The sequence below is a fragment of the Vibrio sp. ECSMB14106 genome, from assembly GCF_000972265.1.
GTDB lineage: Bacteria > Pseudomonadota > Gammaproteobacteria > Enterobacterales > Vibrionaceae > Vibrio > Vibrio kanaloae.
This window is the reverse complement of record NZ_LAUM01000021.1, coordinates 65,111-78,734: the sequence shown is the minus strand read 5'-3', so window position 1 is coordinate 78,734 and position 13,624 is coordinate 65,111. Positions and strand designations below refer to the sequence as shown.

General features: G+C 44.2%; 14 protein-coding genes. 9 read left to right on the top strand and 5 right to left on the bottom strand.

The window, feature by feature from the left end:
* The first annotated feature begins 106 nt into the window (after positions 1 to 106).
* The 3 genes from leuC (at position 107) to WR49_RS14750 (ending at position 3,075) form a co-directional block, all read left to right on the top strand.
* A complete protein-coding gene (gene leuC, locus WR49_RS14760; protein WP_046224524.1) occupies positions 107 to 1,519 on the top strand; it encodes a 3-isopropylmalate dehydratase large subunit in 1,413 nt (470 codons plus the stop codon).
* Between the two features lie 14 nt (positions 1,520 to 1,533).
* On the top strand, positions 1,534 to 2,136 hold the full coding sequence (gene leuD, locus WR49_RS14755) for a 3-isopropylmalate dehydratase small subunit (RefSeq protein ID WP_046224523.1): 603 nt from the start codon (positions 1,534 to 1,536) through the stop codon (positions 2,134 to 2,136).
* A 156-nt stretch (positions 2,137 to 2,292) separates the two neighbouring features.
* A complete protein-coding gene (locus WR49_RS14750; RefSeq protein ID WP_046224522.1) occupies positions 2,293 to 3,075 on the top strand; it encodes a DUF547 domain-containing protein in 783 nt (260 codons plus the stop codon).
* A 100-nt stretch (positions 3,076 to 3,175) separates the two neighbouring features.
* Here WR49_RS14750 and WR49_RS14745 read toward each other — a convergent pair whose 3' ends face one another.
* Both WR49_RS14745 and djlA read right to left on the bottom strand, forming a co-directional pair.
* A complete protein-coding gene (locus WR49_RS14745; protein ID WP_017055978.1) occupies positions 3,176 to 3,721 on the bottom strand; it encodes a DUF924 family protein in 546 nt (181 codons plus the stop codon).
* Positions 3,722 to 3,778: 57 nt separating this feature from the next.
* A complete protein-coding gene (gene djlA, locus WR49_RS14740) occupies positions 3,779 to 4,633 on the bottom strand; it encodes a co-chaperone DjlA (protein ID WP_017055977.1) in 855 nt (284 codons plus the stop codon).
* A gap of 149 nt (positions 4,634 to 4,782) precedes the next feature.
* Between djlA and lptD the strand changes: the two genes are divergently transcribed.
* The 6 genes from lptD (at position 4,783) to WR49_RS14710 (ending at position 11,699) form a co-directional block, all read left to right on the top strand.
* The gene (lptD, locus tag WR49_RS14735; protein ID WP_046224521.1) at positions 4,783 to 7,131 is read left to right on the top strand and encodes an LPS assembly protein LptD; all 2,349 of its coding nucleotides are present in this window, start codon (positions 4,783 to 4,785) and stop codon (positions 7,129 to 7,131) included.
* A 43-nt stretch (positions 7,132 to 7,174) separates the two neighbouring features.
* Complete coding sequence (gene surA / locus WR49_RS14730; RefSeq protein WP_046224520.1) at positions 7,175 to 8,470, top strand: peptidylprolyl isomerase SurA; 1,296 nt, start codon at positions 7,175 to 7,177, stop codon at positions 8,468 to 8,470.
* Complete coding sequence (gene pdxA / locus WR49_RS14725) at positions 8,460 to 9,449, top strand: 4-hydroxythreonine-4-phosphate dehydrogenase PdxA (protein ID WP_046224519.1); 990 nt, start codon at positions 8,460 to 8,462, stop codon at positions 9,447 to 9,449. Before surA ends, pdxA begins: the two co-directional genes overlap by 11 nt.
* Positions 9,446 to 10,261, top strand: coding sequence for a 16S rRNA (adenine(1518)-N(6)/adenine(1519)-N(6))-dimethyltransferase RsmA (gene rsmA / locus WR49_RS14720; RefSeq protein ID WP_017055973.1), 816 nt, complete (start codon positions 9,446 to 9,448; stop codon positions 10,259 to 10,261). Before pdxA ends, rsmA begins: the two co-directional genes overlap by 4 nt.
* A 96-nt stretch (positions 10,262 to 10,357) precedes the next feature.
* Positions 10,358 to 10,738 carry a Co2+/Mg2+ efflux protein ApaG gene (gene apaG / locus WR49_RS14715; protein WP_017055972.1) on the top strand — a complete coding sequence of 127 codons (381 nt, stop codon included), beginning with the start codon at positions 10,358 to 10,360 and terminating at the stop codon, positions 10,736 to 10,738.
* Between the two features lie 157 nt (positions 10,739 to 10,895).
* Positions 10,896 to 11,699 (top strand): symmetrical bis(5'-nucleosyl)-tetraphosphatase, encoded by an 804-nt coding sequence (locus tag WR49_RS14710; protein ID WP_046224518.1) that lies wholly within the window; start codon positions 10,896 to 10,898, stop codon positions 11,697 to 11,699.
* A 73-nt stretch (positions 11,700 to 11,772) separates the two neighbouring features.
* Here WR49_RS14710 and folA read toward each other — a convergent pair whose 3' ends face one another.
* Genes folA through WR49_RS14695 form a run of 3 tightly spaced genes read right to left on the bottom strand, consistent with a single transcriptional unit; the run spans position 11,773 to position 13,529 of the window.
* Entirely contained in the window at positions 11,773 to 12,252 is a 480-nt protein-coding gene (folA, locus tag WR49_RS14705) for a type 3 dihydrofolate reductase (RefSeq protein WP_046224517.1), read from the bottom strand.
* Positions 12,253 to 12,288: 36 nt separating this feature from the next.
* Positions 12,289 to 12,762, bottom strand: coding sequence for a threonine/serine exporter family protein (locus WR49_RS14700; RefSeq protein ID WP_017055969.1), 474 nt, complete (start codon positions 12,760 to 12,762; stop codon positions 12,289 to 12,291).
* Positions 12,762 to 13,529, bottom strand: a complete 768-nt coding sequence (locus WR49_RS14695) for a threonine/serine exporter family protein (RefSeq protein WP_017055968.1) — start codon at positions 13,527 to 13,529, stop codon at positions 12,762 to 12,764. Before WR49_RS14695 ends, WR49_RS14700 begins: the two co-directional genes overlap by 1 nt.
* Between the last annotated feature and the right edge of the window lie 95 nt (positions 13,530 to 13,624).

Genomic DNA, 13,624 nt, shown 5'->3' with positions numbered 1-13,624 from the left:
CGAATTAAAGCAAGTTCATAAGAATAATATCAAGCCAAGTCAGCTTAAATCACATGACTTGGCTCGAAACACACACTGGGACTGATGCTCCCAAGGAAGAAAAGCTATGTCGACAAACCAGCAAGCAAAAACCTTATACGAGAAAGTTTATGACGCTCACGTTGCAGTAGCAGCAGAAGGCGAAACTCCCATTCTTTACATCGATCGTCACCTTGTCCACGAAGTAACGTCGCCACAAGCCTTTGATGGTCTGCGTGAAAAGGGCCGTAAAGTTCGCCAAGTAGGCAAAACCTTCGCGACCATGGATCACAACGTATCGACACAAACTAAAGACATCAACGCTTCTGGCGAGATGGCTCGTATCCAAATGGAAACGCTATCGAAGAACTGTGAAGAGTTTGGTGTCACGCTTTACGACCTAAACCACAAATACCAAGGTATTGTGCACGTAATGGGCCCTGAACTGGGTATTACGCTACCGGGCATGACCATCGTATGTGGTGACTCGCACACGGCAACACACGGTGCATTTGGTTCTCTTGCATTCGGTATCGGTACTTCAGAAGTTGAGCACGTTCTAGCTACTCAAACGCTAAAACAAGCACGCGCTAAAACCATGAAGATCGAAGTAAAAGGCAAGGTTGCTCCGGGCATTACTGCAAAAGACATCGTGTTAGCGATCATCGGCAAGACAACAGCCGCTGGCGGTACAGGCTACGTAGTGGAATTCTGTGGTGAGGCGATTACCGACCTTACGATGGAAGGTCGTATGACGGTGTGTAACATGGCTATCGAGTTGGGCGCTAAAGCAGGCCTAATAGCACCGGATGAAATCACCTACGAGTACATCAAAGGTCGTAAATTCTCTCCAGAGGGCGAAGACTTAGAAGCGGCAATCGAATACTGGAACACATTGAAAACCGATGCTGACGCAGAATTCGATGCAGTTGTCACGCTAGAAGCAGCTGAAATCAAGCCGCAAGTCACTTGGGGTACCAACCCAGGTCAGGTTATTTCAGTAGACACGCCAATCCCAGCACCAGAAAGCTTCGCAGACCCTGTTGAAAAAGCATCGGCTGAAAAAGCGCTGGCTTACATGGGCCTTGAAGCGGGTAAATCGCTATCAGATTACAACGTCGATAAAGTCTTTGTGGGTTCTTGTACTAACTCTCGTATCGAAGACATGCGTGCAGCAGCAGCGGTAGCGAAAGGCCGTCAAGTAGCGAAACACGTTCAAGCGCTTATTGTTCCGGGTTCAGAACAAGTAAAAGCGCAAGCCGAAGCTGAAGGCTTAGATAAGATCTTCATCGAAGCAGGCTTCGAATGGCGTTTGCCAGGTTGTTCTATGTGTCTTGCAATGAACAACGACCGCCTAGGTCCACAAGAACGCTGTGCTTCTACATCAAACCGTAACTTTGAAGGTCGCCAAGGCCGTGATGGTCGTACGCACCTAGTTAGCCCAGCAATGGCCGCAGCAGCAGCGATCGCTGGTCACTTTGTCGATATTCGTGAACTTTAATTAGAGGATTTAACATGTCAGGTTTTCAACAACACACCGGATTAGTCGTTCCTCTAGATACGGCCAACATCGATACTGATGCAATCATTCCAAAGCAGTTTCTACAGAAAGTAAACCGTACTGGTTTTGGTAAACACTTGTTCCACGATTGGCGCTTCCTAGATGATGCAGGACAGCAACCAAACCCTGAGTTTGTAATGAACGCACCACGCTATCAAGGCGCCTCTATTCTACTGGCTCGCGAAAACTTCGGTTGTGGTTCATCTCGTGAACACGCTCCTTGGGCGCTGGCCGATTACGGTATTCAAGTGATTATTGCCCCGAGCTTTGCCGATATTTTCTACGGTAACTCAATCAATAATCAAATGGTGCCAGTTCGCCTAACAGAGCAAGAAGTCGATGAAATATTCCAGTTCGTAGAAGCGAACGAAGGCGCAGAAATCACGGTTGATCTAGAAGCAATGAAAGTGAGCGCGAATGGTAAAGAGTACTCATTTGAAATTGATGAGTTCCGTCGTCACTGCCTACTGAATGGTTTAGATAATATCGGCCTTACACTTCAACACGCCGATAAGATCTCTGAGTTTGAAGCTAAGATTCCTAACTTCCTGAAATAATCAGACGTTTCTGAATAAATCTAAAGGTTGGCCTAGTGCCAACCTTTTTTATTTGGCTAAGCTTTTAACTTAACTTCATATGTTTATTTAAATGAAGAGCAATGAAAGAAAATGGTAAGCCTTAAGGTCTTAGTAGTCAGTCATCAGGAGAATGCCATGAAACAACTACTTTTTATTGTCAGCCTACTTTTCTCAACCTTAGCTTGGTCTGCGCCTAAATCCGATCTTTGGCCATACTGGAAGCAAAGCGACGATACCAACCTAGAACAGGTATCTCATCAAGATTGGCAGCAATTCCTCGATAGCTACTTGGTTAAACAGGGGCAAAATACGTTAGTTAGATATAAAGCGGTGAACACTGCCGATAAGACCAAACTTAAGCAATACATCAAGCAACTCGAACAGGTGAATCCGCTCGACTATTCAAAAGCGGAGCAGTATGCCTACTGGGTTAATCTATATAACGCCGTGACTGTCGATTTGATTCTTGATGCCTACCCGATCAAATCCATAACTAAACTTGGCGGACTATTTAGTTTCGGGCCGTGGGGAGATGATGTAGTCGTCGTCAATGGTAAATCACTGACACTCAATGATATTGAACACCGGATCCTAAGACCTATTTGGCAAGACCCACGCACTCATTATGCAGTGAACTGTGCCAGCCTAGGTTGTCCTAACCTACAACTTCAAGCCTTTACGACTGACAACACCGAAGCTTTACTCGAACAAGCAGCCTCTGAGTTTGTAAACAGTGATAAAGGCGTACTGGTTACAAATAATAAGCTTCAACTATCATCAATTTACGAATGGTTTGCTGTGGATTTTGGTACGAAGAAACAACTTATTCAGCACTTAGACCAGTATCGAACTGAAGCAGTAACCAATACTCAAAACATCAGTTATGACTACGACTGGTCGCTCAACCAAGCAAACTAGCGCTAACGCTAAAGTTCATCATTAAAGAGAAATAAAAAAGAGGCTAGAGGTTTTGATTAACCACTAGCCTCTTCTCAATTCTTTGAGCATATTTCTACGATTAAAAACTTGAGCCCGGTTGCTGCAAGAATTCAATTTCTTCGGGAGTCGAAGCTCGCCCTAGCACCTCATTACGATGAGGGTAGCGACCAAAACGCTCAATGATGACCTTGTGCTTAAACTCAAAATCCAGATTATGTTCTAATCCCGTTTGAGAAAAGAGTTCCACGGCTTGTTCATGGACTAACAAAGATTCACTGTGCATATAAGGCATATACAGGAAGCTTTTTTGTTGCTCGTTAAGCTGGTGATCAAAACCACCCGCTACCGCCTCTTGAGCTAGAGCTAACGCCATCGGATCAGCCGAAAAAGCTGTCGGACTGTTTCTCCCAATATTTCGAGAAAACTGATCAAGCACGATAATCTCAGCTAAACGCCCGTGTGCGCTTTGTCGCCATTCAAATAGCTCACCTTGAACGGCTGCTTTATGCAGTTCAGCAAATCGAGACTCAATCACAACGTCAATCTCGGCGCCGCCAGTAAACCAATCTTTAGGCGTTAATTCATCGAACCAAAACTCTAGAACATCCTGATACGTTACCGTCATATAATTCCTTTTAATAAAAAACCGAGTAACTCTGTTATTACTCGGTTTAGTGTTCAACTACTTAAAACCTTTGACCTTCTTTATCAGATCATAAGCATTCTGAATTTCTTGCGATTTCTCTTTCGCAACATTCATCATCTCAGGCGGTAAGCCCTTCGCCATCAGTTTATCTGGGTGATGTTCATTCATCAGTTTACGGTAGGCTTTCTTCACCTCTTTACCGTCAGCACTTTCACTCACACCAAGAACCTTATATGCATCGCCAAGCTGGTTCTGTTGCGAAGCCTGTTGCCAACCTGATGACTGTCCGTGGCCTTGCTGACCACCAAAGCTTCCACCTTGCTGCTGGAAGCGGAATGCCGCTTCTTGCATCTGTAGGCGGCGATCCAGTTGTTCCGAAGAAAAACCAAGCCCTTGAGCGATCTTATGGAGAACCTGACGCTCGCTTGGATGCAAGCTCCCATCAGCAAACGCTGCTGAAATTTGCAGTTCTAAGAAGAATTGCAATAGATCAAAACGACCGCCTGATGAAATCTTCACGCGTTCAAGCGCATCACTTAACGGAAAGTCGCTCTCTTTACCATCACGGAAAGCATCTTGCGCGGCTTGACGTTGTTCACCATGCAGATTCATGCGCTCCATCATAGTGGAAGCTAACTGAATTTCTTCAGGTGTTACCTGACCTTTAGCTTTAGCGACATGCCCCATAACCGCAAAAGCGGCTTTAAAAAACTCATTCTGCCTTTCTACTTGGCTTGGCCCTCGGCCAAAACCAGAACTATTAAAACCCGATTGGTTCAACCGACGAGCTTTATCGAACTGGTGTCCTAAAAATAGGCCAAAAATCAGACCAAGCGGACCTCCAAATAAAAAGCCAAAAAAAGCGCCCAAAATTTTGCCAAATATTTGCATTATGTGTTCTCTATCTATGAATTTTATCTGAGTAATGCTGTCTGATGATGCTGAATGCTAATATTTCCTTTATCATAAGGAAAATGCTTTATTAATTGGATTGATACTAGATCAACCCTTCATCTAGTGACACAGGATAGTTCAACTTCATGCAATCTTTTTCCCGCACCTTGTTAGCCGCGTCTATAAGTACGGCGTTATACGTGTCGACAACTCAAGCTGAAACAATCACCGATAGTAGTGTGCAGGAAATGCCCTCTATAGATCAATGCTTGATCGAGCCCGCTGCAGAAAACGAGACACAGCTACCCGCTCACGTTGAGTCAGATCGCTTAGAAGCTATCAATGGTGACAAGGCAATATATTCAGGTGACGTAGTCGTTACGCAAGGGAACAAGACAATCCTTGCCGATAACGTAACCCTGCACCAACAAGAAAATATCGTTGTAGCTGAAGGCAACGTAAACTTTAGTGATGGTCAAATAAAGTCAGTATCGGACAGAGCAACCAACAATCTGACTACCGACGAAATGACATTAGAAAATACCGATTACGAATTTCTTTGTGAGCCCGGTCGTGGTGATGCTGTATACGTATCTAAGACAGGCAAAGCGGTTTATGAAATTGAAGATGGCTCAATCACCTCTTGCCCTATTGGCGACAACGCTTGGCGCCTAAGAGCCTCAAGTATCAGTGTCGACCAAGACGAAGAACAAGCCACTTTTTACAACCCTCGTTTTGAGATCCAAAGTGTTCCCGTTTTTTACTTACCGTATTTAACCGTACCAGTCGGCGATACCCGTAAAACCGGCTTCTTGTATCCAACCGTTTCGTACGGTTCAAGCGATGGTTTCGAAGCTGAAATCCCGGTGTATTGGAACTTGGCGCCAAACTACGATTTGGAAACCACATTCAAGTACATGCAAGAGCGTGGTACTCAACTAAACAGTAAATTCAGATATTTGAGCGACTTTGGTTCGGGTAGTATCAAGTCTGAGTACTTACCTGATGATAAAAAATACGAAGAAAAAGGCGACCGTTGGGGCGCTCAACTAGAGCACTCTGGAATATTCCAACAATCTTGGTTATTTGAACTCGATTACTCCAAAGTGAGTGATATCGATTACTTTACCGATGTCAACTCAAGCAGTATTGGTAACCGTGAAGATGGGCAACTGCTTCAAGAAGGCCAAGCTACGTATCGTTCTCAAAATTGGGATGCTTCTGTACTTGTCCGAGATTTCCAAGTCCTTACAACCACCAATAACTTGCCTTATCGTCTCATGCCACAACTCGAGTATAACTATTATGCTCCTGAAGTAATGAAGTACCTGGATTTTGATCTAATCAGTCATGTTTCGTTGTTCGATACAGACGCAAAAGGTAAGCCTTCAGCTACTCGTGTTCACGTTGAGCCTGGCATTACTATCCCAGTCGGAAATACCTGGGGAACTTGGACAACAGAAGCGCGATTACTGGGTACATACTACCAACAAGATCTTGATGGCGTTGATACTGGTACGGGGTCTGATTATGAAGGCTTAGAAGAGTCAGCAAGTCGAGTGATCCCTGAATTTAGAAGCCATGCTGGTATCGTTCTGGAACGAGATACCACGATTGTTGACAACTACACTCAAACACTCGAACCACAAGTCCAATACCTTTATGTCCCGGAAGAAGATCAATCTAACATTGGTCGTTACGACACCACTTTACTGCAAACGGATTATTACGGTCTATTCAGAAGCCGTAAATACAGTGGTGTAGACCGTATTGCCTCAGCAAACCAGGTAAGTTATGGAGCTTCATCTCGCTTTTTTGATGATGAGTATAAAGAACGTCTTAACATCTCTTTTGGGCAGATCTTTTATATCGATAAAGATACTAAACAAAACTTAAATGATGATGACTCAAGTAAAAATTCCAATTATTCATCTTGGGCGGTAGAGGTTGACTTTAACTACGACGATTACCTGTTCTATCACGGTGGTGTACAGTACGATATTGATACCTCTGCAATGCAGCTTGCGAATAGTACTATTGAATATCGCTTTACTGGCGGTTACATACAAACAAACTACCGCTATGTAACCAAAGAGTACATTGAAGACACCGTTGATTTTAATATTGGCTCAATTACTAAAGATGGTATCTCTCAAGCTGGTTTACTCGGTGCTTACCAAATTTCACCTAAATGGAACGCAAGCGCTCAATACTTCTATGACTTGACCACCGAAGAAGAGCTCGAATGGTTAGCTCGAATCAATTATAAATCAGATTGTTGGTACATTGGCTTTACCTACAGCAACCAATTACGCAGCTGGGAAGGCGATTACATCAACACATCGAACGCGTCACCCGTTTATGAAAACAACTTCAGCGTGAACTTCGGTATTGTCGGCTTTGGTACCAACATTGGCTCAGATTCTGGCGCTGTCGGTGAAAGCAGCTCTGATAATGCATTGAGCTATGGCCGTCCATTCTTCTTAAACAACTAATTTTCTTTATTGATAAAACATCAATAAATTTAAAGGATTACACATGACATTGTGGAAACGCACATTAATTGCTATCGCAGCGGCTTGTACTTTATCAACAAGCTACGCAGCCCCGGTTGAACTCGACAGCGTAAAAGTGATCGTGAACGAAGGCGTGATCTTACAAAGCGATATCGACGCTTCGATGAAGACACTTCGCGCAAACGCTAAGAAAAGCGGTCAAACATTACCATCACAAGATGTACTCAATGAGCAAGTACTGGAAAAGCTGATCATCGATACCATTCAGACTCAAGAAGCGGAACGTATCGGTGTTCGTATTGATGATGCTCGACTTGATCAAGCAATTGTAGGCATCGCGGAAAACAACAACCAAACGGTAGAACAACTTACCGCGTCAGTTGCCGAAGAAGGCCTGAGCTACAATGCATTTCGTGAACAAGTAAGAAAAGAGATTGCAGCAAGCGAAGCTCGCAACGCCTTAGTTCGTCGCCGTATCAATATTCTTCCAGCAGAAGTGGATAACCTAACGGATATCTTAGCGCAAGAGACCAATGCCACTGTTCAATACCAAATTGGACACATTCAACTACGCTTCAATGACGAGCAAACAAAAGAAGAGCTAGAAGTTGAAGCTAAAGAGCTAGTTGAAGCACTCAACTCAGGCAAAGATTTCAGCACCATGGCTTATACTTACTCTAAAGGTCCTAAAGCACTGCAAGGCGGTGACTGGGGTTGGATGCGTAAAGAAGAAATGCCAACCATTTTTGCAGACCAAATCAAAATGCAGAATAAAGGCAGCATCATCGGTCCTTTCCGCAGCGGTGTGGGTTTCCATATCCTGAAAATTGAAGACGTAAAAGGCTTAGAGACTGTCGCCGTTACCGAAGTGAATGCGCGCCATATATTGATTAAACCGACCGTCATCTTAAGTGACGACGGGGCAAAGGAGCAACTTGAGGAGATCACTCGTCGTGTCAACGCTGGTGAAGCTAGCTTTGGTGATCTCGCTCAGCAATACAGTCAAGATCCAGGCTCAGCAGTTCAAGATGGTGAATTAGGCTATCAGACACCTGATTTGTACGTGCCTGAATTCAAACACCAAGTAGAAACATTGCCTGAAGGCAAAATCAGTGCACCATTTAAAACGGTTCATGGCTGGCACATCGTTGAAGTACTCGACCGTCGAGAAGTCGACCGTACCGATTCAGCTTTAAAAAACAAAGCTTACCAAATTCTATTTAACCGTAAGTTCAATGAAGAAGCAGGCGCTTGGCTACAAGAAATAAGAGCCAGTGCCTTTGTTGAAATAGTTGAGGAAGACCAAGATGACAACTAAACGTATTGTCATTACCGCGGGTGAACCTGCTGGAATAGGCCCAGATTTAACTCTGGCCTTGTCTCAAGAAAGCTGGCCACATCAACTTGTGGTTTGTGCCGATAAGACCCTACTTGCGGAGCGAGCTAAGCTCCTCGGTATCGAAGTAGAGTTTCTGGATTACGACGCAACCGCAGCTAAGGAGCCTCAACGCTCTGGCACACTGGTTGTGAAACACGTTCCATTATCTGAAAGCACCATTGCAGGTCAACTCAACGAGGCCAACGGCCATTACGTATTAAATACTTTAGAAACCGCAGCAATTGGCTGTATGAATGATGAATTTGATGCTATTGTCACCGGCCCTGTTCACAAGGGTGTAATTAACCGGGCTGGCGTTGCTTTTAGTGGCCATACCGAGTTTTTTGCAGAGAAGTCCAATACACCGCTCGTGGTGATGATGTTGGCAACTGAAGGGCTGCGTGTTGCACTAGTAACAACACACATCCCACTAGCTTATGTATCTCAAGCCGTGACCGAAGACAGATTAGAGCGAGTTATTACGATTCTGAATAAAGATTTGGTCGAAAAATTTGCTATAGAGAAACCAACTATTTATGTGTGTGGTTTGAACCCGCACGCGGGCGAAGATGGTTGTTTAGGTCACGAAGAGATAGAAACTATTACTCCTACGCTAGAAAAAATTCGCCAAAAGGATGGTATTAATTTAGTTGGCCCATTGCCAGCAGACACCATCTTTAATGAAAAATATTTGCAAGATGCAGATGCTGTTTTAGGTATGTATCACGACCAAGTGCTCCCAGTACTGAAATACAAAGGCTTTGGTCGCTCAGTGAACATCACACTTGGCTTACCATTTATTCGCACATCAGTCGATCACGGTACTGCCTTAGACTTGGCAGGAACAGGCCAAGCCGATACAGGGAGCTTTAGAACAGCGCTCACGCACGCCATTGAATTAGTAGAGAAAAAGCAATGAAAAATGATGTCCACTTAGGGCACAAAGCGCGTAAACGTTTTGGTCAAAACTTCCTTAACGACCCATACATTATTGATGGAATCGTATCGGGCATTAACCCACTACCAGGTCAGAATTTAGTTGAAATCGGCCCAGGTCTTGGTGCCATTACAGAGCCAGTTGGTAAACTTGTCGACAAGTTCACGGTAATTGAGCTAGATAGAGATCTAGCGGAACGTCTGCGCAACCATCCGGATCTTACTGATAAGTTAACGATCCATGAAGGCGATGCGATGAAGTTCGACTTCGAACAACTCGTGAAACCCAACAACAAGCTTCGTATCTTTGGTAACTTGCCATACAACATCTCTACCCCCTTGATGTTCCATCTTTTTGAATTCCATAAAGACATACAAGATATGCACTTTATGCTTCAAAAAGAAGTAGTTAACCGTTTAGCAGCGGGGCCAGGCAGCAAAGCTTACGGTCGTCTTACTGTCATGGCTCAATACTACTGTAAAGTGACTCCTGTGCTCGAAGTGCCGCCAACAGCCTTCGTTCCGCCACCGAAAGTAGACTCTGCAGTCGTGCGCCTTCAGCCATACGAAGTGCTACCTTACCCTGCAAAAGATCTCAAGTGGCTAGAGCGAGTCTGTCGTGAAGGCTTCAACCAACGCCGTAAAACGGTTCGTAACTGCTACAAGAGCTTAATCGATAAGGAAGTGCTTGAAGAGCTAGGTATCAACCCAAGCATGCGCCCTGAGAATTTAACGCTCGAGCAATTTGTCGATATGGCGAACTGGTTGTACGACAGCCACAACGCTGACAAATAAATAAAAAGGCTCCTACACTTCGGTAAGGAGCCTGTTTTTTATTTAACACTTCTAGGGGCTTTCGCCCTCAGCATACCAACAATAAAAGGTGCGAATATGGATATATCTACGCCTTGTATCAAATGCCAGGTTCACTCTAAATACATACCAGAGCAATCTGAGCCAACGAAGAATCGTTACGTCTTCGCCTACATTATTACGATAAAAAACCTCAGTAAAACAACGGTGCAACTGATGTCTCGCCGCTGGTTGATTACCGACTCTAACGGTAAGCAACTCACCATAGAAGGTGATGGTGTCGTTGGGCAGCAACCTGTTATTGAAGCCAACGACGAATACACCTACACAAGTGGTACCGTCATCGAAACCCCTGTAGGCGTTATGCAAGGTCATTATGTTATGACAGACCACAAGGGGATTGATTTTATAGCCGAAGTCGAGCCTTTCAGGCTAGCGATCCCCAACATTCTTAATTAGCTATATACTAAAAATAATTGGAGTTGCTGTTAGGTAACAAGAAAGAATATCTATGATCATCGGTATTCTTTCTATGTGATTAGGGTGAACTTGCGCCGTTAACGACGCTGCAGCTTCAAGTATAAAGAACATACACCAGCATCTATAGGAAATTACTTTGTCGAATTATATTGTCGGAGACATCCAAGGCTGCTTCGACGAACTTCAACTCTTACTTGAAACCGTCAAATTTGATAAGCAAAAAGATACTTTGTGGGTCGCTGGTGACTTGGTCGCAAGAGGCCCTAAGTCACTTGAGACACTCAGATTTATCCGGTCTTTAGGAGAGTCCTCGAAGGTAGTACTGGGCAATCATGACTTACACCTGCTCGCAGTTTCGCTTGGTCTTTTTCCAGCAAAGAAGAAAGATCAAACTCAGCCTATTTTAGATGCTGATGACAAAGACGAGTTGCTTGAATGGCTTAGAGAACAGCCTTTAATGCAAGAGCATGACCAATTTGTCATGACCCATGCTGGTATTTCTCCACAATGGACAATCAAGCGAGCGCGTAAAGAGAACAAAAAGGTCACAGGACTATTGCGCTCAAAAAAATGGAAGTGGTTGATTGAGAACATGTACAGCAATTCTCCTGACTTGTGGTCAAAAGAATTGAGCGATATAGAGCGTTATAGATACGCCATCAACAGTTTTACACGCATGCGCTTCTGCTTTCCTGACGGACGTTTAGACATGGGCTGCAAGCTTCCTCCAAAAGAGGTGGCCGACCACGAATACATCCCTTGGTTCGACCTTCCTCAAAGAGTTCAGCTAGATAAAACCGTATTATTTGGCCACTGGGCAGCACTTGAAGGTTATAACGGAAAAGACGTTATTGGACTTGATACGGGGTGTGTTTGGGGCGGAGAGCTAACGGCACTTCGTTGGGAGGACAAACAGTTTTTCACTCAAGCTGCGCTATAGAAATTACGAGAAGCTTGCGCTACTGAACCAGTAACGCAAGTATTTTTCAGAACCTAACTATTAATAACCACAGTTAACGCTCAAGGATCACAAATTCCATATTGTGTTTGTTTTTCTCATCCGCTTGGTAGGTATCATGAAAGCTCTGCTTCCAACCTTCTCCCCAATCAGGGAACTTTGTATCACCATCAACGGCTAAATCGATATAAGTAAGGTAAAGCTTGTCAGCTTTAGGTAAGCAAGTTTCATAAATCGAACCACCACCAATGATCATTACCTCTTCAACATCACTGACTAGATCTAAAGCTTGTTCTATCGAAGTAACGGTTGTCACACCTTCAATTTTCAAATTCTCATCACGACTGATTACAACATTCAATCGACCAGGTAAAGGTCGTCCAATCGACTCATAGGTCTTACGCCCCATCACTACTGGTTTGCCCATTGTAGAGCGTTTAAACCATGCGAAATCCGCAGGCAAATGCCATGGCATCTGGTTGTCTTTACCAATGACACGATTGTCTGCCATTGCTGCTATCATACTGATGATCATAAATCGAAAGTCCTGTTCTTAAAAAGAAAATTAACGCTAAACGATAGGTCTACGGCGGTAGAATAACAGCCCAGGCACCGCTAATCCAATCGCCAGCCCAGCGATAATGAACATCGATTTCAAAAAGTTCTCCATCAAAATAGCGAGTAATTCAGGGCTGTACCCAGCTCGGTTAATTTCAACCATCGCAATCATAGCCTTAAAGGCAAACACACCTGGGACCATAGGAATCAAGGCTGCAACCGTAAATACTTTAGGGTGCGCTAACAGTTTATGCGACCACTGTACCCCTATCATGCCAACCAATGTCGCGGCAAAGAATGTCGCCCATTCGATAGGAATACCGAAGTGCATCATCAAATAACGGCTACCATGGCCAATAGAGCCTCCTAACGCACAATAAATTAAGGCTCTCTGCGGAACATTAAAGACCAGAGCGAACCCTACCGCTGGTACCGCCGCAAAAAACATATCATTGAGCAAACCAACCAACAATTCAAAAAGACTCATTAACTCACCCACCCCCATACGCCTGACAGGCTCATCGCTGCGACAATACCTAAACTGGTTGCCAGAGTTAATAAACTGGCCATGGTAAAACGGGCTAACCCCATATTGATATGACCTTTAAGCATATCGGCAACAGAATTAATGAGAGGAAAACCCGGCACTAGCATCAATACTGAAGATGCCATCACTATTGTGGGTTGGCCTCCAATATTATAAAGCACCGCTTGAGCAGAAATCGTAGTAGTAACAAAGGCTGTGATAGCGAAGTTCAATAACGGATTGAAGTGACGGTGACCAATCTCTTGTCTGACGATCATACCGCAGGCTGAAGCAATAAAAGTCATCATGAATACCTGCCAATCTCCACCAGCAAGGCGGCTAAAAGAAGCACACGAAAAACCTATCATAATGACAACTAACCAGCGATTGTAGCGTTCAGGGCTAATTTTTTGGATCTTTCTATAGGCCAGTCCATAATCGAGAATCCCCTTCTCCATCATGATACAAACTCGCTGAATATCAGTGATCACCTGCATGTTGAGACCCCGGTCAGCACAGCTTCGAGTGGTGGTAATACAGTGATCATCCATCATCGTTGTCACAACAAGCGCATTGGCTGACAGTGCGACTTCTACTTCATCTACTCCACAAGCGATACCAATACGACGCATGATATCGCCAACCAGTGTGCTTTCGGCACCATGTGCTAGTAGCATTTGTCCTGATTGAGCGACGAGTCTTGAGATCGCTCTTTGCTTTGATGCCATGATTCCCTTCCCATAGGCGTTAAATATATAGAGATAAATTTTGCATTAAAAATAGGAAGTACATAATGATGCAGATACAAAAAAACCGCAATTTT